The 21,884-nt window shown below is 40.6% G+C and carries 19 protein-coding genes; 13 read left to right on the top strand and 6 right to left on the bottom strand.

The genetic code is table 11. The features are described from left to right. The first annotated feature begins 11 nt into the window (after nt 1–11). The 4 genes from E4T92_RS05500 to glnE are packed head-to-tail and all read left to right on the top strand — an operon-like array spanning nt 12 to nt 7,285. Nucleotides 12–1,511: an N-acetylmuramoyl-L-alanine amidase gene (locus tag E4T92_RS05500; RefSeq protein WP_135093751.1), complete on the top strand. Its 1,500-nt coding sequence runs from the start codon at nt 12–14 to the stop codon at nt 1,509–1,511. Continuing rightward, nucleotides 1,501–3,405 (top strand): DNA mismatch repair endonuclease MutL, encoded by a 1,905-nt coding sequence (mutL, locus tag E4T92_RS05495; protein ID WP_135093750.1) that lies wholly within the window; start codon nt 1,501–1,503, stop codon nt 3,403–3,405. Before E4T92_RS05500 ends, mutL begins: the two co-directional genes overlap by 11 nt. Next, nucleotides 3,406–4,341 (top strand): tRNA (adenosine(37)-N6)-dimethylallyltransferase MiaA, encoded by a 936-nt coding sequence (gene miaA / locus E4T92_RS05490; protein ID WP_135093749.1) that lies wholly within the window; start codon nt 3,406–3,408, stop codon nt 4,339–4,341. It abuts the gene before it with no gap. A gap of 1 nt (nt 4,342) precedes the next feature. After that, nucleotides 4,343–7,285, top strand: coding sequence for a bifunctional [glutamate--ammonia ligase]-adenylyl-L-tyrosine phosphorylase/[glutamate--ammonia-ligase] adenylyltransferase (glnE, locus tag E4T92_RS05485; protein WP_135093748.1), 2,943 nt, complete (start codon nt 4,343–4,345; stop codon nt 7,283–7,285). Between the two features lie 24 nt (nt 7,286–7,309). Here the strand turns inward: glnE and E4T92_RS05480 are convergent, their stop codons facing one another. Both E4T92_RS05480 and mepM read right to left on the bottom strand, forming a co-directional pair. Then, nucleotides 7,310–8,263: a sigma 54-interacting transcriptional regulator gene (locus E4T92_RS05480; RefSeq protein WP_135093747.1), complete on the bottom strand. Its 954-nt coding sequence runs from the start codon at nt 8,261–8,263 to the stop codon at nt 7,310–7,312. Nucleotides 8,264–8,384: 121 nt separating this feature from the next. After that, on the bottom strand, nt 8,385–9,833 hold the full coding sequence (mepM, locus tag E4T92_RS05475) for a murein DD-endopeptidase MepM (RefSeq protein WP_077542153.1): 1,449 nt from the start codon (nt 9,831–9,833) through the stop codon (nt 8,385–8,387). 190 nt (nt 9,834–10,023) lie between these two features. On the opposite strand from mepM, the gene znuC reads away from it, so the two are divergent. The 6 genes from znuC (at nt 10,024) to E4T92_RS05445 (ending at nt 15,666) form a co-directional block, all read left to right on the top strand. Next, on the top strand, nt 10,024–10,818 hold the full coding sequence (gene znuC / locus E4T92_RS05470) for a zinc ABC transporter ATP-binding protein ZnuC (protein WP_135093746.1): 795 nt from the start codon (nt 10,024–10,026) through the stop codon (nt 10,816–10,818). Between the two features lie 9 nt (nt 10,819–10,827). Beyond that, entirely contained in the window at nt 10,828–11,613 is a 786-nt protein-coding gene (gene znuB, locus E4T92_RS05465) for a zinc ABC transporter permease subunit ZnuB (RefSeq protein WP_135093745.1), read from the top strand. A gap of 88 nt (nt 11,614–11,701) precedes the next feature. Further along, nucleotides 11,702–12,649 (top strand): acetyl-CoA carboxylase carboxyl transferase subunit alpha, encoded by a 948-nt coding sequence (gene accA / locus E4T92_RS05460; RefSeq protein ID WP_077542150.1) that lies wholly within the window; start codon nt 11,702–11,704, stop codon nt 12,647–12,649. A 167-nt stretch (nt 12,650–12,816) separates the two neighbouring features. Next, entirely contained in the window at nt 12,817–13,683 is an 867-nt protein-coding gene (pdxY, locus tag E4T92_RS05455) for a pyridoxal kinase (RefSeq protein WP_135093744.1), read from the top strand. After that, the gene (tilS, locus tag E4T92_RS05450) at nt 13,683–14,957 is read left to right on the top strand and encodes a tRNA lysidine(34) synthetase TilS (RefSeq protein WP_135093743.1); all 1,275 of its coding nucleotides are present in this window, start codon (nt 13,683–13,685) and stop codon (nt 14,955–14,957) included. The genes pdxY and tilS overlap by 1 nt, the downstream gene beginning before the upstream one ends. A 91-nt stretch (nt 14,958–15,048) precedes the next feature. Continuing rightward, nucleotides 15,049–15,666: a MarC family protein gene (locus E4T92_RS05445; protein ID WP_077542147.1), complete on the top strand. Its 618-nt coding sequence runs from the start codon at nt 15,049–15,051 to the stop codon at nt 15,664–15,666. A gap of 467 nt (nt 15,667–16,133) precedes the next feature. Here the strand turns inward: E4T92_RS05445 and mutH are convergent, their stop codons facing one another. From mutH to E4T92_RS05430, 3 genes are all read right to left on the bottom strand, one after another. Then, entirely contained in the window at nt 16,134–16,796 is a 663-nt protein-coding gene (gene mutH, locus E4T92_RS05440; RefSeq protein WP_077542146.1) for a DNA mismatch repair endonuclease MutH, read from the bottom strand. Further along, nucleotides 16,793–17,332: a methylated-DNA--[protein]-cysteine S-methyltransferase gene (locus tag E4T92_RS05435; RefSeq protein WP_135093742.1), complete on the bottom strand. Its 540-nt coding sequence runs from the start codon at nt 17,330–17,332 to the stop codon at nt 16,793–16,795. The genes mutH and E4T92_RS05435 overlap by 4 nt, the downstream gene beginning before the upstream one ends. A 70-nt stretch (nt 17,333–17,402) precedes the next feature. Beyond that, entirely contained in the window at nt 17,403–18,710 is a 1,308-nt protein-coding gene (locus E4T92_RS05430; protein WP_135093741.1) for an outer membrane protein transport protein, read from the bottom strand. 200 nt (nt 18,711–18,910) lie between these two features. Between E4T92_RS05430 and E4T92_RS05425 the strand changes: the two genes are divergently transcribed. The 3 genes from E4T92_RS05425 (at nt 18,911) to purN (ending at nt 21,072) form a co-directional block, all read left to right on the top strand. After that, nucleotides 18,911–19,198 (top strand): YfcZ/YiiS family protein, encoded by a 288-nt coding sequence (locus tag E4T92_RS05425; RefSeq protein ID WP_135093740.1) that lies wholly within the window; start codon nt 18,911–18,913, stop codon nt 19,196–19,198. 139 nt (nt 19,199–19,337) lie between these two features. After that, nucleotides 19,338–20,375, top strand: coding sequence for a phosphoribosylformylglycinamidine cyclo-ligase (gene purM / locus E4T92_RS05420; RefSeq protein ID WP_077542142.1), 1,038 nt, complete (start codon nt 19,338–19,340; stop codon nt 20,373–20,375). Between the two features lie 58 nt (nt 20,376–20,433). Beyond that, a complete protein-coding gene (purN, locus tag E4T92_RS05415) occupies nt 20,434–21,072 on the top strand; it encodes a phosphoribosylglycinamide formyltransferase (RefSeq protein ID WP_135093739.1) in 639 nt (212 codons plus the stop codon). Between the two features lie 57 nt (nt 21,073–21,129). Here the strand turns inward: purN and E4T92_RS05410 are convergent, their stop codons facing one another. Then, nucleotides 21,130–21,795, bottom strand: coding sequence for an OmpW family protein (locus E4T92_RS05410; RefSeq protein ID WP_135093738.1), 666 nt, complete (start codon nt 21,793–21,795; stop codon nt 21,130–21,132). Between the last annotated feature and the right edge of the window lie 89 nt (nt 21,796–21,884).

Raw genomic sequence — 21,884 nt, 5'->3', positions numbered from 1 at the left:
TGTTTACAACAATGAATACAAAATTTTCATTTTTTTTAGGAATAATACTCTCTCTTTTTTCTTCCACCGTTTTCTCTGCTCAATGGACGATCGCCATTGATCCCGGTCATGGTGGTAAAGACCCCGGTGCAATCGGACGCAATCTCGGCATTTACGAAAAAAATGTTACCTTATCTATTGCTCGTGAACTTAAAGCCTTACTGGATAAAGATCCCAATTTCCGTGGTGTCCTCACCCGCAATGGGGATTACTACATTTCTGTGCCGGATCGCTCAGAAATCGCCCGCAAATTCAAAGCCAATTATTTAGTTTCTATCCACGCTGATTCCTCCCTCAACCCAAATCAACGGGGGGCGTCCGTTTGGGTACTATCCAATCGCCGGGCAAATGATGAAATGGGGCAATGGTTGGAAGATGATGAAAAACGCTCCGAATTATTGGGGGGGGCCGGAAAGGTTCTCTCTCATAATAACGACAAATATTTAGATCAAACTGTGCTGGATCTCCAATTTGGGCATAGCCAACGTACCGGCTATGAAATCGGTAGAAGTATCTTACGCCGTTTTGCCAAAGTCACGCCACTAAGCCGAAGCACGCCACAACACGCCAGCCTTGGCGTATTGCGTTCACCTGATATTCCTTCCGTCTTGGTGGAAACCGGCTTCCTCTCAAATGCTGAGGAGGAGCAAAAACTCAATTCCCCGACCTATCGTCGCCGTATCGCTTATATGATTTATGAGGGCTTAGTAGCATACCGAAATGGCAATTTGAAATCTCTTGTTTCCTTTGAAAATGATAGTAAAGAGAAGGAAGCAAAAACCAACCGCACTTCGTTGACGAAAGAGAGTTTAATTCACCACAAAGTAAAAAATGGTGAAAGCCTTGGCAGTCTTGCCAACAAATATGAGGTGAAAATGGCAGATATTGTGGCACTCAATAATTTGAAACGAAAAGAATTATGGGTGGGAGAGACCATTAAAATTCCGGATAACGGAAAACATAAAAAACCGGAAGAAACCGGTTCTGCCGATAAAAAAATAAACGAGAAAAGCACCGATAAAACTGACCGCACTTCAGAAGTAAAAGACAGCGGTATTCGCCATAAAGTAAAAAATGGCGAAAGTATTGGCAGTCTTGCGAATAAATATGATGTCAAAGTGGCAGATATCATTGCCCTTAACCAATTGAAACGCAAAGAATTATGGATTGGGGAAACTATCAAAATCCCAAATAACGGTAGAAATCAAAAAATTGTTGAAACCCTAAAAACAGAAAAAATAAAATCAACGGATAAAAAAACTGATAAAGACGAAAAGAAAAACATTAACACTAATGGAAAAAAAGCGGCTATTCCGCTCTATCACACCATTAAAAAAGATCAGACAATTTATGCGGTTTCACGGGAGTATAACATTCCGGTTAGTCAAATTTTGAAACTCAACCCGACATTAAAAAACGGTAAAGTCGTGACTGGTCAAAAAATTAAACTAAGGGAAAATAATGGCAATTAAAATTCTTTCCCCCCAACTTGCCAACCAAATTGCTGCCGGTGAAGTGGTAGAACGTCCTGCTTCGGTGGTGAAAGAATTGGTAGAAAATAGTCTAGATGCCGGCGCCAATAAAATCCAAGTGGATATTGAAAATGGCGGTGCAACACTTATCCGAATTCGTGATAACGGCAGCGGTATCCCGAAAGAGGAGCTAAGCTTAGCCCTTGCCCGTCACGCCACCAGTAAAATTGCGGATTTGGAAGATCTTGAGTCCATTTTAAGTTTAGGCTTTCGTGGCGAGGCGCTGGCGAGTATCAGCTCCGTTTCCCGTTTAACCCTCACCTCTCGCACCGCTGAACAAAACGAGGCTTGGCAGGTGTATGCCCAAGGACGTGAGATGGAAACCACTATCAAACCGGCATCCCATCCTGTTGGTACTACGGTAGAAGTGGCGAATTTATTTTTCAACACCCCTGCCCGCCGTAAATTCTTACGCACCGATAAAACCGAATTTGCCCATATTGATGAGGTCATTCGCCGCATTGCACTAGCAAAATTTAATATCGCTTTTACCCTCACCCATAATGGCAAAGTCATTCGTCAATATCGCCCGGCATCAGATCTTAACCAACAACTCAAACGGGTTTCGGCAATTTGTGGTGATGAATTTGTCAAAAATGCCCTACGTATTGATTGGAAACACAACGATCTCCATCTTTCCGGCTGGATTGCCACCCCAAACTTTAGCCGTTCACAAAATGATTTAAGTTATTGCTATATCAATGGACGAATGGTGCGTGACAAAGTCATTACCCATGCAATTCGCCAAGCTTATGCCGAACATTTACCCAATGAAAGCTACCCTGCGTTTGTGCTGTTTATAGACCTCAATCCTCATGAAGTTGATGTGAATGTTCATCCAACAAAACACGAGGTGCGTTTTCATCAACAACGCCTCATTCACGATTTTATTTATGAAGGCATCAGCCACGCATTGGAAAGCCAACACACCATTCCACTCACCGACACAAAAGAAAGTGCGCTTGAACACCCGCAAGAAAATGCCGTGAGAGAGCCGATTCCTACTTATCACCGGGATTGTTCCCCTAAGCCCAATCGTGCAGCAGCCGGACAAAATATCTTCGCACCGAATTTTTCTATGGAAAAAGGCGAGCAAAACCCAACACAAAATCCACCGCACTTTTCTTCCCAATCTGTTCGTTCGGTAAGTCAAGGATACCGTGATTATCGGGAAAATTATCGTGCCGAACAGCCGGGCAAAATTGAACAAAAGCTCTATGGCGAACTACTTGGTGTACCAAAACATCACAAAAAAACGGACATTTCGACACAATCTGAAATCATTGTATCTACAGAAATAAGTGAAAGTCCGTCACATTTACGTGCCTTATCTCTCATTGAAAACCAAGCACTGTTACTCCAACAAAACCAAAATTATTTTTTACTTTCCTTGGAAAAATTACAGCATTTGCAATGGAAACTCGCTTTACAACAAACACAGATTGAGCAGCAACCTTTGCTAATTCCCATTGTATTTCGTTTAACGGAAAGCCAATTTAGCGAATGGGAAATAAAGGCAACGGATTTTGCACAAGCAGGCTTTGAATTTATCGAAAACAAAGCACAATTACGCTTAACCCTTAACCGAGTCCCCGTGATTTTACGCACTCAAAATTTACAAAAATGTGTGATGAGCTTACTCAATAATTCAGAAAATGCCACCCCATTTTTAACCGCACTTTGTGCCCAGTTAGAAAGTAAAACCTTTAGCGTACTCGCCGATGCAGTCAAATTATTAAGTGATTCGGAACGCTTAATCAATAACACCAATCGAGATAAATTTAATCAATTACTTAAGCCGATTAATTGGCAACCTTTACTAGATGAACTCTAAATGAAACCAACCGCAATTTTTTTAATGGGCCCCACCGCCTCCGGTAAAACGGATTTAGCCATTCAACTGCGTCAACAATTGCCGGTAGAGGTGATTAGCGTAGATTCCGCATTAATTTATAAAGGAATGGATATTGGCACGGCAAAGCCTTCCAAAGAAGAATTGGCTTTAGCTCCCCATCGGCTCATCGACATTTTAGATCCGGCTGAAAGCTATTCAGCAATGAATTTTCGTGATGATGCACTACGAGAAATGGCAAACATTACCGCACAAGGAAAAATCCCTCTTCTTGTAGGGGGAACGATGCTCTATTACAAAGCCTTGCTTGAGGGGCTTTCCCCTTTACCTTCCGCCGATGAGGCAATCCGTGCTGAGATTGAACAAAAAGCTGCCCGGCAAGGTTGGGCGATGTTGCATAATGAACTGGCAAAAATTGACCCAATTTCCGCACAACGTATTAATCCCAATGATTCACAACGAATTAATCGTGCACTGGAAGTGTTCTATATAACAGGAAAGTCCCTCACCGAGCTAACCGAACAAAAAGGGGAAGCCTTACCCTATGACATTATTCAATTTGCCATTGCCCCTGAAGATCGCCATATTTTGCATAATCGAATTGAACAACGTTTCCATAAAATGATTGAATTGGGTTTTCAAGAAGAAGTGGAAAAACTCTTTGCTCGTGGTGATTTAAACGTCAATTTACCAGCCATTCGTTGCGTTGGTTACCGCCAAATGTGGGAATATTTACAAGGTGATTATGATCACGATGAAATGATCTTCCGTGGTATCTGTGCCACCCGCCAGCTTGCTAAACGTCAAATTACTTGGCTGCGGGGCTGGAAAACACCGCTTCAATGGCTAGATAGTTTACAACCCGATCAAGCCAAAGAAAAGGTGTTACGCCAAATCACACACATAAAAGGTGAGTAAAATGTCCGCACTTTCTTCTCTTATAGAACAAAAACTTACCTCACTTGGCACTATTCTGTGCCAATCTTTTCCTGAAATGGATTCGGATAGTATTTCTCAACAAATTCAGCAATATCAACAAGATAAAAACCACCCAATCGGAAAATTAGGCTATGCGGTGGCGATGTCGGATTTTGTGGAAAAAGTCTTGCAAAAACAACCGCACTTACTCGCACAATGGTGGGAAAAAAGCCCGACTTTTGCCGATTGTGAGCAATATTCAGCACGTTTAAACAATCAATTATCCGGCATTTCCCATGAGGCTGAATTTTATAAAGCCCTGCGTGTTTTTCGTAATGCAGAAATGGCGAAGTTAAGTTTTTGCCAAAGTCTCAATCTTGCCACTGTCGAAGAAATTTTTATCCATCTTTCACAGCTGGCTGAAAGCCTTATTATTGGTGCACGTGATTGGCTTTATCATCAAGCCTGTACAGAAATGGGGACACCACTGGATGAACAAGGTAAACCACAACAGCTTTATATTCTAGGCATGGGGAAACTCGGCGGATTTGAACTTAATTTTTCTTCCGACATTGATTTGATTTTTACTTATCCTACTCAAGGAGAAACTCACATTGCGGGGAGCAATGCGAGAAAATCCGTGGATAATTCAAAATTTTTTACTCGTCTGGGACAACGTTTAATCAGTGCATTGGATGATTTCACGGTGGATGGTTTTGTTTATCGCACAGATATGCGCCTACGCCCTTTTGGTGAAAGTGGTGCGTTAGCATTAAGTTTTACTGCGATGGAGCAATACTATCAGGATCAAGGTCGGGATTGGGAACGCTATGCCATGATCAAAGGACGCATTTTAGGCACGCAAGTCAATGATCCTAATGTGGCGTACTTAGAAAAAATGCTACGCCCTTTTGTTTATCGCCGCTATATTGATTTCAGTGTCATTCAATCCCTACGTGAAATGAAAGGAAAAATTGAACGGGAAGTTCGCCGACGTGGGCTAAAAGATAATATCAAACTGGGGGCAGGCGGAATCCGTGAAGTGGAATTCATCGCCCAAGTTTTTCAATTAATTCGTGGCGGTCGGGAAGTTGCTTTACAACAACGTAGTTTGCTTAACATCTTGCCTGAAATTACCAAATTAGGGCTTATCACTCAAACACAATATCAGCATTTACGGGAAAGTTATGTTTTCTTACGTCGGGTTGAAAATAGCTTACAAGCTATAAATGATCAACAAACCCAAACCCTACCAACTAATGAAATAGATCAATTACGCTTAATTGAGGCTTGCCGACATTTCACTTGCTTAGATGGACACAATCATCAAATTGAATGCACCTATGCGATAGAAAACTGGCAAGATTTCTACCGCACTTTGCAACAAATGCAAGAAAAGGTGCGTGCGGTTTTTAACCAACTTATCGGTGAGGAAACGGAAGAAAAGGCGGAAACAGAAAATCAATGGCAAGATTTTCTTGAAGCGGATTTTGATGAAATCGTGCAAATGCTGGAAGAAAGCCATGTTCAATCGGAATACATCAATGAAATCTTAGATAAATTATCGCAATTTAAAGAAAGCCTGAAACGCCGTATTATTGGAAACCGTGGACGGGAGGTGCTAACACAATTAATGCCAACGGTGTTTTCGCTCATTTTTAAACAAGAAAGCTACCGCACGTTGTTACCACGAATGCTACACCTGATTGAGAAAATTTCCAGCCGCACGACCTATTTAGAACTCCTACTCGAACATCCACAAGCGTTACGCCAAGTGATCGAGCTTTGTGCAAAATCTCAACTCATTGCAAATCAGCTTGCACAACACCCTATTCTGCTAGATGAATTCCTCAATACAGAGAACCTGCGTCATCCCTTACCTTTCACTGAATATGCCGATGAACTCCAACAATATCTATTGCGGCTCCCCCAAGATGATGAAGAACAATTTATAAACGCATTACGCCAATTTAAACAAGCGACCTTATTGAGAGTTGCCGCTGCCGATATTTTAGGTGCCCTCCCCGTGATGAAAGTCAGCGATCACCTCACTTACTTAGCAGAAGCCATTATTCAATCGGTAGTAAATTTAGCGTGGAAACAGGTTTCCGCCCGTTTCGGTATTCCTCAACATTTACAAAATGGCGAAAAAAACTTCTTGGTTGTAGGCTATGGAAAACTCGGGGGGATCGAATTAGGCTATAAATCCGATCTCGATCTCGTTTTTCTCTATGAGGCTGTGGAAGGTCAAACCGTGGGTGGAAAAAAAATCATTGATAGCAATCAGTTTTACCTCAAACTTGCCCAAAAAATCGTGAGCATTTTTAGCCTGAATACCAGTGCCGGCATACTTTATGATGTCGATATGCGCCTACGTCCATCCGGTGATGCTGGCTTACTCGGTTGTAGTCTTTCCGCCTTTGAAAACTATCAACTGAATGAAGCTTGGACTTGGGAAAAACAAGCCTTAGTACGAGCCCGCCCGGTTTTCGGCGAGCAATCATTACGGGAAAAATTTGAGGCTATTCGCCAACAGGTACTTTCCACCCCGAGGGATATGGCAACGCTAAAACATGATGTCTCAGCAATGCGTGAAAAAATGTTTACCCATTTATCCCATTCTCAAGAAAATGAATTTAATATTAAAACAGATCGTGGCGGTATCACGGATATTGAATTTATTGCACAATATTTAATGCTTGCCTATGCCCCTCAGACCCCTGAATTAACCAAATGGTCTGACAATGTCAGAATTTTTGAGTCAATGGCCGACTCGGGCATTATTCAGCAAGCTGATGCAATTCAGCTCAAACAATGCTACGTGCATTTAAGAAATAAAATTCATCATCTCAATTTGCTTGGTAAGAATGCTGTCGTACCAAATGATGAATTCATTAATGAAAGAGCATTTATCAAGATATTCTGGGAAAATTTATTTAAATAAGAATCACATAGTCCCAGAACAACTTTACTTACCAATCTCATACTGCTTTAATTTATTTGCAATAGCAGTATGGGATACCCCCAAGCGTTGAGCTAGTTTTCGAGTGCTAGGATACTCTTTATAAAACGCACGTAAAACTTTTGCCTCATATTGACCGATAATTTCCTCAAGGGTTTGATTTTCAAATTCATCTACTGAAATAACCACACCTTTCGGCATAGTGAGATTTAAACTTGCCACACTTAAATGATTTTCTTCCGATAAAGAACAAGCACGATATAACGTATTATAGAGTTCCCGCACATTACCTTGCCAATCATATTTCTCAAGATAAGAGAGAAAATCATCATCAAAAGTCGGTAATTGAATTTTTAACGTATCACTAATTTCCTGTAAAAAACCTTCGACTAAAGGTGGGATATCCGCCCTCCGTTCACGCAATGGTGGAACATTAATCGCCAACACATTGAGACGATGAAATAAATCCGCACGTACTTTCCCCTGTTCAACCAACTGATAGAGAGGCACTTGAGAAGTACAAATCACCCTCACATTCGCATAATGTTCCTTCTCTTCCCCCACTCGGCGGAATGACCCATCTGTTAAAAAACGCAGTAATTTTGCTTGTAAATTAAGTGATAACTCAGCAATTCCATCTAGCAACACCGTGCCTTCATTTGCGTACTCAAAAAAACCAATGGTTTCACTTTCCCCCACTTTCCGACCAAACATCTCACTTTCTGCATCTTCATCCGGCAACCCGGCACAATTTACCGCAATAAATTTTTTATCACGGCGTAAACTTTGATAATGGCAAGCTTTCGCCAATAAATCTTTTCCTGTGCCGGTTTCACCTTGAATCAATAAGGGCACATCAAACATCGCAAAACGTTGCGCATTTTCTACCGCACTTTTCATCATCTCACTTTGTGTCACAAAGCAAGCAAAAGGATGTTGAGGATCGAATTTAAACGTCATTGAAGGTCGTAAAAAATGAATTGAAATTGGTCGCTATAATAAATTGTTTACAGAATGGTGTAAAGATTATTTTACAGACAATAAAAAAGTGCGGTTAAAATCAGCCGCACTTTTTCTAAAATTATAATCTTAGCATCCTTATCGCTTCTTTTGCTCTAATAAGGAATTGTTTACGTTCCGCTGTTGCCATACCACTACTTGTTCCCGGTAATTTCACCGTGAGCGGGTTCACCGGGCGACCATTGATATGAAACTCATAATGCAAATGTGGTCCTGTTGAAATACCGGTATTGCCGGAAAGTGCGATACGCTCACCTTTTTTCACCGTTTGTCCTGCCCGCACCAATGGACGGCTTAAATGCATATAAACAGTTTGATATTCACGGCCATGGCGCAAAACAATATAGCGTCCTGCCCCTCCGGCTTGGTAAGCGACCTTTTCCACCAGCGCATCTGCCGGAGCAATCACCGGTGTACCTTGTGGCACTGAGAAATCGACACCTTTATGCGGACGAACACGCCCCGTAACAGGATGTCGGCGACTTGGATTAAATGGTGAAGAGATTCTAGCTTGACGTTGCAAAGGATAACGAGCAAACCCCTTGCCTAGAGTTTCTCCTTGTTGATTATAATAACGACCATTTGAAGCTTGAATGGCATAATAACTTTTGCCGTTAGCGATAATATGAATACCTTCAACATTACCTTGACCGGTCAATTTTTCACCGAGATATTCCCTTGAAACCAATACCGCAAACTGCGTGCCTTTTTTGAGTTTTTGCAAACTCACTTGCCATTGTAATGCGGAACTTAATTGTGAGATTTGGCGGGAATCCAACCCTAACCCACGTAAACTCGCTGCAAATGAACCATTCACTTGGCCTTTCAATACTTCTTTTTTCCAAACACTTTGTTTTTCTAGGATTTGACGTTTAAACTTGCCTTCCGAAACATACTCATAGATCCGCTCTTCTTTCTCGGAAACCAGCCAATTTAAGTATTCCAATTGATCATTTTTATCTAAAATCCAATAGAACTGCTGTCCTGCGCGCAGATTTTTTAATTCCGGATAAGAGGCAATTAATTCTTTTGCAGTTTCATCGCCTAAACCGGAAAGTCCTAATACATCACTTAATGTATCGCCACGTACTACCGTATGACTAAATTGATCTGTAATACGCAGTGCCTCATCAGCAGCATCAAGTAAACGGCTTAACGCATCCTGTGCTTCTTGTGGAAGCTCATCTAGATCATCAAATTCAGGTTTGACCTCTTCAACTTCATCATCTTGTGCTTGTAGTTCATCATCATAAGAGGTCGCATCTTCAGCCGATGTGTTTTCAGATAAAGATGAGGTTTTGACGTTTTCTTCCGGTATGAGGGATTGATATTGCACATCATCAACCATTTCGGGCTCAAGATTACTTTGAACAGAAGCCTCTGATTCAACATCATCTTTTAAGCCCAACATGACGCCGCTAAAAATTAACGCTAACGAGACAAAAAAAATCACCGCTTTGATACGGGATTTTCTTTTTCTTCTATCTCGGGCTAATTTAACATGTTGCAAAATAGGTTACCTAAATGAAAATAATATCGTCTTTCAGACTACAAATTATTAAAGAGGTTCATTCTACCTTAAAAACCACAAAAAGAGTGATGAAATATTCGTCATAAAGTGAGAACATCTTGAGAAATAGACTAAAATCAGCTAAGGTTAGCCACCAAATTTGACTCTGATCAGTATTTAGCCGAGTACTATGCAAATTCATTCCATTCAACATGATCCGCTCTCACCATTAATTGAACTCAAAAATATTAATGTCGTGTTTGAACAAAAAACAGCGTTAAAAAATATCAACTTAAGGATTTTCCCCAACGCTATTATTACCCTTGTCGGCCCAAATGGTGGCGGAAAATCAACATTGCTGAAAACCTTACTAAAATTACAGCCGCCGACCTCCGGCGAAGTCATTTATGGAAAAAATGTATGTATTGGCTATGTGCCACAAAAAATTCATTTAGATCATAGCCTACCCCTCACGGTAGAACGCTTTCTGACCTTAAAAAAAGGGGTAAAAACGCACGAAATTTCAACCGCACTTGAGCAACTTTCTATTACGCATTTACGCAAAAATAATATGCAGAAACTGTCCGGTGGGGAAATGCAGCGAGTGTTACTTGCCCGTGCCATCTTAAACAAGCCGAATTTATTAGTATTGGACGAACCTACCCAAGGCGTGGATATCACCGGTCAAGCAGAGCTGTATCAACTTATCCGCCAAACACAACAAAAACTCAATTGTGCGGTTTTAATGGTCTCTCATGATTTACATATTGTGATGGCAGATAGCAATGAGGTGCTTTGTATTAACCAACATATTTGTTGTGCCGGCACACCTGAAACGCTCTCAAATGATCCTACCTTTATCCGTTTATGGGGCAATCAATTTTCTCAAAATGTGGGATTTTACACGCACCATCATAATCATCACCATAACCTACATGGCGACGTGTGCGACTGTAACGACTCATCAACACATTGTCAAAATTAAGGATACTGAATGTTTGAAATTCTTTTTCCGGCATTTTTAACCGGTATTTTATTATCATTGATCACCGCACCTCTTGGTGTGTTTGTGGTATGGCGTAAAATGGCATACTTTGGCGATACGCTTTCCCATTCTGCCTTGCTTGGCGTTGCCTTAGGTATTTTTCTACACGTAAACCCTTACTTAGCGATTGTCGTGCTAACATTAATATTAGCCATCTTGATGGTATGGTTAGAAAACAATACGCCATTTTCGATTGATACATTATTAGGCATTATTGCACACAGCTGCTTATCACTCGGTGTCGTCACTGTTGGATTATTAAAAAATGTGCGAGTAGATTTAATGAATTATCTATTCGGCGATTTACTGGCAATTAATTACTCAGATTTAATCTACATAGGCATCGGAGTCATTATCGTCGTAACAACATTATTGTATTTTTGGCAAGCCTTGCTTTCGACGACGGTATCACCCGAGCTCGCCCAAGTAGAAGGGATTAATATCAAGAAAATGCGTTTTATTGTGATGATCTTAACCGCTCTTACTATTGCCTTGAGTATGAAATTTGTCGGGGCATTAATTATCACCTCTCTTTTAATTATTCCGGCGGCTACTGCCCGTCGTTTCGCTAAAACACCGGAATCAATGGTGGGCTTTGCAGTGATAATTAGTATCCTTTCTATTGTTGGCGGTCTAATGCTCTCTGCATTTTATGATACGGCAGTCGGGCCTTCTGTTGTTATTTGCTCGGCATTTTTATTTATGTTGTCGTTATTAAAAAGAACGAGTTTGTAAGCTCCCCCAACCAGTGAAAACTATTTGCGCCCTCTGTTAATTCTTGATAAAGTGCGGTGGATTTTTACGGTGTTTTTAGGATAAGAAAATGACCCAAGAATATTTAGATTTTGAATTACCTATTGCAGAGCTGGAAGCCAAAATCGAAGCGTTACGCACTGCCTCTGATGATAAAGTAGACTTAACTGACGAAATTACACGCTTACAAAAGAAAAGCGATGAATTAACGAAAAAAACCTTCGCCAACCTTGATGCTTGGCAAGTTTCACGTATGGCACGTCACCCAAACCGTCCTTATACCCTTGATTATATTGAGCATATTTTTACCGAATTTGAGGAACTTGCCGGTGATCGCGCTTTTGCAGATGATAAAGCCATTGTGGGCGGATTAGCGCGTTTAGATGGTCGCCCTGTGATGGTTATCGGTCACCAAAAAGGTCGTACGGTGAAAGATAAAGTCAAACGCAATTTTGGAATGCCCGCACCGGAAGGCTACCGCAAAGCCTTGCGTTTAATGGAAATGGCAGAGCGTTTTAAACTCCCAATCATCACTTTTATTGATACTCCCGGAGCCTATCCCGGCATTGGAGCAGAAGAACGAGGCCAAGCCGAAGCTATTGCCCGTAACTTACGTGAAATGTCGCAATTAACCGTTCCGGTCATCTGTACGGTGATTGGCGAAGGCGGCTCAGGCGGTGCCTTGGCAATCGGCGTGGGCGACAAAGTGAATATGTTACAATATTCCACCTATTCCGTTATTTCACCGGAAGGTTGTGCGTCTATTTTATGGAAAAGTGCAGAAAAAGCCTCAACCGCAGCAGAAGTGATGGGTTTAACCGCCTCACGTTTAAAAGAACTGAATTTAATTGATAATATTGTAGCGGAACCATTAGGCGGTGCTCATCGTAATTATGCCTTGATGGCTGAAAATTTGAAAAAACGATTAAACGAAGATTTGGCTGAACTTGATGGCTTAAATAAAGAGGAATTATTAACCAGACGCTACCAGCGTTTAATGTCTTATGGCTATTGCTAAATTGAATCTAAAAAAGAGCGGTTATTTTTCGCTCTTTTTTTCGCTTAAAATTATCGAATACCAAATTTAACCCTATTATTTTAGTCTTACATCAAATAACGTTTCCTCCATCTTGCAAATTGATGTTGGGTTCAATAGACAAAATGGCATTTAAAAAGGAGATAAATATGAAAAACGTACTTTCCATTCAATCCCACGTGGTGTATGGCTTTGCCGGAAATAAGTCCGCCACTTTTCCAATGCAATTATTAGGTATTGATGTATGGGCACTCAATACCGTGCAATTTTCCAATCACACACAATACGGGAAATGGACAGGGATGGTGATTCCACAGGAGCAAATCCGTGAAATCGTCACCGGCTTAGATAATATCGAAAAATTGAAAGAGTGCGATGCATTACTTTCCGGTTATTTAGGCTCACCGGAACAAGTGGATCAAATCCTCTATGCCTTAGAACAAATTAAAAAACACAACCCTAATGCCCTTTATTTATGCGATCCCGTCATGCCGAATCCGGAAAAAATTTGTGTGGTGGCAAATGGCGTTCGAGAAGCACTGATTGAGAAAGCGATTCCTGTTGCGGATATTATGACACCAAACCTTAATGAGCTACGCCAACTCAGCGATTTCCCCATCAATTCTTTTGACGATGTATTAAAAGCAGTGCGGGCCTTATTAAATAAAGGTGTGAAAAAAGTCCTAGTGAAACATTTAGGTAAGGTAGGGAAAATCAATGATCCTGACACCTTTGAAATCATTATGGCAACACAGGAAGGCATTTGGCATTTAAGTCGCCCGCTGTATCAATTTAATTTTGAACCTGTGGGGGTAGGCGATTTAATTGCCGGTACATTCCTCGCCAATTTACTCAATGGCAAATCAGATGTGGAAGCCTTTGAAGCAATGAATAATGAGGTCGCTGGCGTGATGAAAACCACCTTCGAGCTCAATTCTTACGAATTACAAACTATTGCGGCACGTTTTGAAATTCTTAATCCGAGCGCCCAATACAAAGCAGAAAAAATTGCCTAATGGATTTGTTTTCGGCTTTTGAACAACAACTTAAACAAACCACCGCTCAACACTATCTTATCGCCTTGAGTGGTGGTTTGGATTCGACTGCCCTCCTTGCTTTATTTGCAAAACACCGTGAAAATCGACCGCACTTTAATCTTCGAGCCATTCATATCCACCATGGTTTAAGTCCAAATGCCGATAGCTGGGTTAAACATTGTCAATCTTTATGTAAGCAGTTTCATATCCCGTTAGTGGTCGAATATGTTCAAGTGGATAAAACTAAAGGTATTGAAGCAAGTGCGCGTGAGGCTCGTTATCAAGCAATTCAGCGACATATTCAAGCCAATGAAGTACTTGCGACCGCCCATCATTTAAACGATCAAACAGAAACCTTTTTCCTCGCATTAAAACGTGGCAGCGGTTTACAAGGGTTAGGTGCAATGCAAAATCAAAGCGAATTATTCGGTATGACGATTTTTCGCCCATTACTTTCTTTTCCCCGAGAACAACTAGAACGCTATGCACGAACTGAAAATTTGGCTTGGATTCACGATGAAAGTAACGAGGATAATCATTATGAGCGGAATTTTTTACGTAATGAAATTCTGCCAAAACTCCGTGAACGTTGGACACATTTTGATCGCACTGTTCAACGCACTGCACAGCATTGCTTTGAGCAACAGCAGCTAATTAACGAACTCTTGCAAGAAACTTTTCTTGAGCATTGCAAAGTGCCAACGGAATTTCAACTTCACCATTTCAATCAATATTCATCGCCAAAACAGACCGCACTTTTACGAATGTGGTTTTCTCAAAATCAATGGGAAATGCCAAGTAAACGCCAACTTGAACAGTTGATAAGTGATGTTGTATTAGCAAAAGAAGGAGCGAATCCGCAGTTTCATTTAGGAAAACAGGTTGTTCGCCGCTATCAGTCCGGTTTGTACCTCACTCCCGATTTTGCAGATTTAATAGATATTCAGCTTGAAATGCGAGATACACCTCTTCTGCTTCCCGATAATCTTGGCGAACTTTATTTACACCGAACCGCTCAGTCTTTTATTTTTTCTTGGCAACAGCATACTGTTATATTGCCTCCAACAGATTTACCAATTCAAATCCGTTTCACCTATTCAGGAAAAATTAAATATCACCCTAAACGCCCAAGAGAAGATATCAAGAAAGTTTGGCAAGAATTGGGCGTTCCGCCTTGGCAACGACGTCGTATCCCACTGATTTTTTATGGAGATCAACTAAAAAGTGCGGTTGGTTTCTTTAATGTTTTTTGAATATCCTGAAAAATAACCAAAACACACCGCACTTTGTTGTCTTTATCTGATAGAATAAGTCAGGTTTGTTGTTTTTATAAAAGGAAAATAAATGTTTGATTCTTTGATTGTTCAGTTTGTTGTACTTTGGGCTGTAATTGATCCCATTGGCTCGATTCCCGTTTATCTTTCTAAAACAATTGGTTTTTCCCTTGAGGAACGCCGAAAAATTGCACGTAATGCCGTGATTATTTCTGCCGGTATTTTGCTTTTCTTTTTAGTCGGCGGACAAATTCTTTTTGAAGCCATGCAAGTGCCACTACCTGCTTTCCAAATTGCGGGAGGATTGGTTCTTTTCCTCTTTGCACTAACAATGATTTTTGGTGAAAGTAAACCGGAACAAGAAATTAAAATGAGAGCAAATATTACCGAAATTGCCGTTTACCCCCTTGCCGTGCCGTCAATCGCCTCACCGGGTGCGATGATGGCGATTGTGCTTTTAACAGATAACCACCGTTTTAATTTTACCGAACAATTTATTACCGCAGGAATTATGTTAGCGGTATTGCTAATCACCTATATTTTACTACTTGCAGCTAATCGCATTCAGCACTTTATTGGAAATTCCGGTGCGGCAATTATCAGCCGTGTAATGGGATTAATTTTGGCTACGGTGGCGGTGAATAATGTATTAATCGGATTGAAGGACTTTTTTACTCAGGTGGCATAAAGAATTTAAATAAAATTGATATTGGAAAAAGGTTTCTGTAGTAGAAACCTTTTTCTTTTAGGGATATTAATATCGGGTTTCGCCGATGGCGACCTACTTTCTTTTACTCGTGTAAAAGAAAGTAGGCAAAGAAAACACTCCCCAGTTAAATCGCTGCTCTTTACTTTATTGTCATTTTCTTAACGCTAAATTTGTAAACTCGCTACGCTAAAACAATAAAAATTTAGCTAAAAATGCCAAGTCGTAAAGGCGATTTATATGGGGCACTGTTTCATTCAAATATTAAAAAAGTGCGGTTGATTTTGAGATTGTTTTTCTTTAATTAACCATCACTGACAATAGAAAATTTTCGTCTGTTTGAGCAGCCTGTGGCGAGTTCAGAAAATTTCTGTTAATCCAATTTAATTGAACAAAGGAAACAAGGAAAAAGAGTCGTGCAGAAAAAAGTAAGCTACCATCGGAAAAACTCATCGTTCTAAAAACTCCCTTAATATCCCCGCCGTAAACTCCTTGCGTAAATAAAAGCCTAACGGCAATGTTTCCACCACTTCACCATTTTTTCCAATGCCTTTCGTGATGGCTCTACTATTTGCACCTTTTGGTCGTAGCTGCATCACTTCCCCGATACGGGCTGTAATTTCATTTAGTCTTCCCAAAGTGATATATTCCATCAATTCTTCCCAATCTTGCTTTAATCGGTGTTCTTGTTCAGGATTAGGTTTCCATAAAATCGGTGTGCCAATATGACGTTCACGCAAAGCGATGTCTCTGCAGCCTTCAATGGGGATCCACAACACACAAGATAATTTATGACGGACATGAGAATTTTCCCATTGCACACCGGAATTTTGTATTAACGGAGCGAGGCTAACAAAGGTGGTTTCCAACGGAAAACCCTGTTCATTAATCGGTAAGGTTTTGAGTTCCACGCCAAGATGGGCAAAATCTTGTTCGGCTTTACTGCCGGCTGTCGCCCCTAATGCGGTTTCCAAAAGCATTCCCACCCAGCCTTTATCACGTTTCAAATCAGGAGGAACAGGAATACCTAAATCATCGGCAAGCTCACCAAAAGTCAAACCGGCGATGGATTGTGCCCGCTCAAGAAGTTGCGTTAATGTATGTGGAATCATTCGTGATATTTCTTGAAAAAACGGGGTTTCGTGTCTTCAGTGCCTTTATCAATATAAGGAATATTTTCCAATTGGAGTAAAAAACGTTTTGCCGCCAGTCCGCCACCAAAACCGGTGAGAGTTTTATCTTTGCCTAAAATACGGTGGCATGGAATGATAATACTAATTGGGTTACTGCCAACTGCACCGCCCACAGCTCGCACCGCTTTCGGGTTATCAATCATTTTTGCCAATTCACCATAACTTGAGATTTCACCATAACTAATTTTTCGCAATGCCTGCCAAATGGCTTGCTGAAATGGTGTTCCCTCCGTTTTTAAGGGAATATCCGCAAATGTCTCTATTTCGCCGTTAAAATAACGATCGAATGCCAACCGCACTTTTTGGAAAAGTGGCAAATTATTTTCTTCAACCCATTTAGGATTCGGCTCAAACTGCTCTTTTTCAAAATCAATATGCGTGATATGTTCACCGTCAGATAGAACCAAAAGTTTCCCCACTGGGGAAAGATAATAGGTGTAGTAAAGTGCGGTCATTTTCTGCCTCATTTTTAACATAAAAAAAGCGTACCGAAGTACGCTTTATTATGCGGAATTTTTAACTAAATTAGAAACGATAATTTACATTTAAACCGTAAAGATTAGCACTGGATTTGCTCGTATAATTTACTGCAAAAGGAATATTTTCTTGCTGTTCTTTAAATGTAATTTTCTTACCTTTTAAATGTGCATAGGCAACATCAATTGATAAATCAGGTGTCACTTTATAGGTTGCCCCTAAACTATACCAAGTCCGATCTGTATCTGGGATCGAAGCGGAATGATACGAATCAGCGGCTGTTTCATCGTAGGCAATCCCACTACGTAAAGTCAGTTTATCTGTCGCATCATAGGAACCCCCTAGAGCAATACGGGAATTGCCACGGAAATATTCGTCTTTTTGTAATGCGGTTACCCCATCATTAGTATAATTTGCTTTCAACTCTTTAAAGCGTTTCCAATGGGTATATTTATAGCTGTAATGGAACGCAAATTTATCTGTAACTTTATGGTAACCGGAAATTTCCCAATAGCCCGGTAAATCAAGATCCAATTTTGCCGTGTCTGTACGATTTAACGTACGATTAAAAGCAGAGTGATCTTTATAACCTACTGTAATCGGTGAGTGATAAGCTACACCTAAGCGGTTACGCTCATTAAATTCATAGACCAAACCGGCATTCCAACCAAATCCCCATTCATTATCCTGCAAACGTGTCACCACATCGCTGTTATCCAATACTTTCACTGCACGACCGGCTTGAGCACTTGCCCGAGCATTAATCAAATCAGCCCCGACACCTGCAGTACGTTCTAATTTAGCCTTGGTATATAACGCATTAATACCTAAACCAAAACTCAGCCCTTCTGAAATGCGATAAGCACCACTAAGGTTTAAATTAATCGCCGTTAAATCCGTTTTCCCACCAAAGACACCTGCTGTATAATCCGAATCAAATTCTGTTTTTAAACCAAAAGGAACATTCATTCCTCCACCAATAGAAAATTTCTCATTAACGGGATAAACAAAATAAGCATTTGGGACAAAGGCAGAAGGTACAACATTATTTTGATCTGCATTTTTATTAGCCAATAATCCACTAATTTGTGGTGAGTTTGACGCAAATTCCCCTTTTAAATTAACCTTAGCATCAACATAAACACCCCCAAAAGAAATTTCAGGGCGTTTAAATAACGTCATCAATGCAGGGTTCGTTGCCACCACTGAGGCATTATCCGCTATCGCGGCTTCACCGGCATAGGCACGTCCTAAACCGGAGGTAGAAACTTCCGCTAATTGGAATGCAGCGGCATTTGCACCACCGGCGGCAAATAACATTGCAGTTGTTAATAAGGATTGGTTAAATTTTTTCATTGAAAACCCTTTTTTATTTATGATTTATGTAAAAAAACTGGGGAATTCTAAAACTCCATTCCATCAAGTGCAAATTCATTTTGTTTACTTTTACAGAGTTCCGACCAGTGATGTTTTTCAATTTAACGTGCGGTGAGTTTTCATCTGCTTTTTAAAAGTGATAAAATAACGCTAATTTAATTTTAAAATAAGGACAAAATATGAGCGTAAAATGCAAAGCAGAAGAATCATTGACTTGTAGCTGTGTGGATGTGGGCGCCATTATTGACGGTTCCGACCGTACCGTTAACATTGAGCAAATTTATGCAAATCAAGCAGAAGCGGAACAATCCCTGGCCCGTCTCACGGAGAAAGCACGTAAAACAGAAAGTGAGCCTTGTGAAATAGTGAGTGAAATATTGCCTATTGAAGGCGGCGTACAATTAAATGCAAGTTTTACCTTCTGTTGCCAAGCCGAAGCCATGATTTTTGAATTAGCGAATCGCTAAAAACTTTATTCAAAAAAGACCGCACTTTTATAAAGTTATAAAGTGCGGTCTTTTTTTCATATAAAATTTATCGCAAACGTTTGCCTAAACTGATACAATCCGCGCTGATTTTTCATTTAATTAACATGGGAAAAACATTGTGAGTAAACCATCATTAAGTTACAAAGACGCCGGCGTTGATATTAATGCGGGTAATGAACTTGTCGAACGAATCAAACCACATGTAAAACGCACGACACGTCCTGAAGTGATCGGTGGCTTGGGCGGATTCGGCGCATTGTGTGCCATTCCAAGCAAATATAAAGAGCCTATTTTGGTTTCAGGAACTGACGGAGTTGGAACAAAATTACGCTTAGCCATTGATTTGAAAAAACACGATACCATTGGTGTTGATCTCGTGGCAATGTGCGTCAATGATTTGGTGGTACAAGGTGCCGAGCCTTTGTTTTTCTTAGATTATTATGCGACCGGAAAATTAGACGTTGATGTAGCAGCGGACGTGGTAAAAGGCATTGCTGAGGGGTGCGTGCAATCAGGTTGCTCACTCGTTGGGGGAGAAACCGCTGAAATGCCAGGAATGTATCACGAAGGTGATTATGATTTAGCAGGTTTCTGTGTTGGCGTCGTTGAAAAATCCGAAATTATTGACGGCAGTCAGGTACGTAGCGGTGATGCCTTAATTGCGCTAGGTTCCAGTGGGCCTCATTCAAACGGTTATTCTTTAATCCGTAAAGTCATTGATGTTTCCGGTGTCAATCCGGCAACCGAACAATTAGCCGGTAAACCATTAAGCGAACAAGTACTTGCACCAACCAAAATTTACGTGAAATCTATTTTATCTCTGATTAAACAAGCGGATGTTCACGCGATTGCCCATCTCACCGGCGGAGGTTTTTGGGAAAACATTCCACGCGTATTACCGAAAAATACCAAAGCCGTGATTAATGAAAAAAGTTGGGAATGGCAGCCAATTTTTAAATGGTTGCAAGAACAAGGCAATATTTCTACTTATGAAATGTACCGTACCTTTAACTGTGGCGTGGGAATGGTGATTGCCCTTCCGCAAGATCAAGTGGAAACCGCATTGGCACTTTTAAAACAAGCCGGTGAAAATGCTTGGCTTATCGGACATATTGAACAGGCGTCAGATGGCGAAGAGCAAGTCGTGATTCAATAACCCCTTTTTGAGGCGAATGAAAATTCGCCTTTCTTTTCTCTCTCTTTTTAGGATCTTTATGAAAAAAATTGCCGTTCTGATTTCAGGACAAGGAAATAATCTACAAGCTATTATTGATGCTTGTGAAAAAGGTTTTATCCCCGCCAAAATTGCGTGTGTGATCAGCAATAAAAATGATGCCTTTGGGCTTGAACGGGCTAAAAGTGCGGTCATTCCTACAAGTGTTTTTTTGCGCCAAGATTTTATGAATAATCAGGAAATGGATCGCAAAATTGGAGATTATTTGGAAAGTTTTGACGTTGACCTGATCGTGCTTGCCGGCTATATGAAGATTCTTACGCCTGAGTTTACCCAACGTTTCCAAGGAAAAATTTTAAATATTCACCCTTCCCTACTACCGAAATATGCGGGGCTCAATACCTACCAACGTGCCTTAGAAGCGGGCGATACGGAGCACGGTACAACCGTTCATTTTGTGAATGAAGAAATGGATGGCGGCGCAATCATTTTACAAGCCAAAGTACCGATTTTCCCTGATGACAATGTGGAAGAGATTGAATTACGCACAAGAGAGCAGGAATATCGTATTTACCCCGTGGTGATTAAATGGTTTATTGAAGACCGCTTAACTCTAAAAGAAGGTATAGCCTATTTAGACGGAAAGCCATTGCCCAAACAGGGTTATGCTTGTGAATAAAAAGAAAAGCGATGAAATTATCATCGCTTTTTTTGTTAAATAGAGGACAATTTATAATTAGAAGCGATACGCTAAACCTGCGAAGAACACGAATGGATCAAGTTTGAGTTTTACTTCATGTTCGTAACCCGCTGTCACAGCCGGCACTTTAAATTTAGCCGTTGTTTTAATACGGGTATACCACATTGCCGTATTCAAATATAAGCTATCCGTTAATTTAATATCAATACCCGCATTAACAACCGGTGCAAAAGAATGTTTTTTCACATTAACATCGGTAATTAACGGATTGGTTGATTTTGCATTAAAGAAACGAGTGTAGTTTAAACCAACCCCAAGATACGGACGAGAACCGGCATCTTTATCTAAGAAATAATATTGTAAATATAAGCTAGGAGGTAATTGTTTTACTTTCACTACATCACCAAGATTTCCAGCCGCCCCTAATGCAGGTACATTCGCTTTCACTTTGTGTGAGAATGGTGTTGCCGCTAACAACTCTAAACCAATATTGTCAGTGAACATATAAGTACCGGTTAAACCTAACTGAGCATTGTCACTCACCTCTAAATTAACCTGCGTATTGGTTTTGGTTGTAGACTCAGAATTAGCTGACACAAACACACCACCGGCACGCACAACCACATCCCCGGCTTGATGAGCATTTGCAACGCCGGCAAATAATGCTGCGGTTAAACCTAACGCGAGTGCTGTTTTTTTCATATTGAACTCCTTAAGTATAATGTTTAATTTATAACCATAAAAAGACTATGGCTATTTGCGACTTGTAATATACTCCATATTGAGTATCA

Source organism: Pasteurella sp. WM03, from assembly GCF_004570945.1.
In the GTDB taxonomy this organism is placed as follows: Bacteria; Pseudomonadota; Gammaproteobacteria; order Enterobacterales; family Pasteurellaceae; genus Rodentibacter.
Note: the sequence above shows the minus strand (reverse complement) of the source record. Positions and strands in the feature narration are given on the sequence as shown.

Excerpts from the sequence above, each read along its gene's own strand:
- znuB (WP_135093745.1), top strand. The coding sequence starts at position 10,828 with ATGTTTGAAATTCTTTTTCCGGCATTTTTAACCGGTATTTTATTATCA.
- mutH (WP_077542146.1), bottom strand. The coding sequence starts at position 16,796 with ATGATTCCACATACATTAACGCAACTTCTTGAGCGGGCACAATCCATC.
- mutL (WP_135093750.1), top strand. The coding sequence starts at position 1,501 with ATGGCAATTAAAATTCTTTCCCCCCAACTTGCCAACCAAATTGCTGCC.
- glnE (WP_135093748.1), top strand. The coding sequence starts at position 4,343 with ATGTCCGCACTTTCTTCTCTTATAGAACAAAAACTTACCTCACTTGGC.
- E4T92_RS05425 (WP_135093740.1), top strand. The coding sequence starts at position 18,911 with ATGAGCGTAAAATGCAAAGCAGAAGAATCATTGACTTGTAGCTGTGTG.
- E4T92_RS05480 (WP_135093747.1), bottom strand. The coding sequence starts at position 8,263 with ATGACGTTTAAATTCGATCCTCAACATCCTTTTGCTTGCTTTGTGACA.
- E4T92_RS05410 (WP_135093738.1), bottom strand. The coding sequence starts at position 21,795 with ATGAAAAAAACAGCACTCGCGTTAGGTTTAACCGCAGCATTATTTGCC.
- E4T92_RS05430 (WP_135093741.1), bottom strand. The coding sequence starts at position 18,710 with ATGAAAAAATTTAACCAATCCTTATTAACAACTGCAATGTTATTTGCC.
- tilS (WP_135093743.1), top strand. The coding sequence starts at position 13,683 with ATGGATTTGTTTTCGGCTTTTGAACAACAACTTAAACAAACCACCGCT.
- E4T92_RS05500 (WP_135093751.1), top strand. The coding sequence starts at position 12 with ATGAATACAAAATTTTCATTTTTTTTAGGAATAATACTCTCTCTTTTT.
- miaA (WP_135093749.1), top strand. The coding sequence starts at position 3,406 with ATGAAACCAACCGCAATTTTTTTAATGGGCCCCACCGCCTCCGGTAAA.
- znuC (WP_135093746.1), top strand. The coding sequence starts at position 10,024 with ATGCAAATTCATTCCATTCAACATGATCCGCTCTCACCATTAATTGAA.
- purN (WP_135093739.1), top strand. The coding sequence starts at position 20,434 with ATGAAAAAAATTGCCGTTCTGATTTCAGGACAAGGAAATAATCTACAA.
- pdxY (WP_135093744.1), top strand. The coding sequence starts at position 12,817 with ATGAAAAACGTACTTTCCATTCAATCCCACGTGGTGTATGGCTTTGCC.
- accA (WP_077542150.1), top strand. The coding sequence starts at position 11,702 with ATGACCCAAGAATATTTAGATTTTGAATTACCTATTGCAGAGCTGGAA.
- E4T92_RS05435 (WP_135093742.1), bottom strand. The coding sequence starts at position 17,332 with ATGACCGCACTTTACTACACCTATTATCTTTCCCCAGTGGGGAAACTT.
- E4T92_RS05445 (WP_077542147.1), top strand. The coding sequence starts at position 15,049 with ATGTTTGATTCTTTGATTGTTCAGTTTGTTGTACTTTGGGCTGTAATT.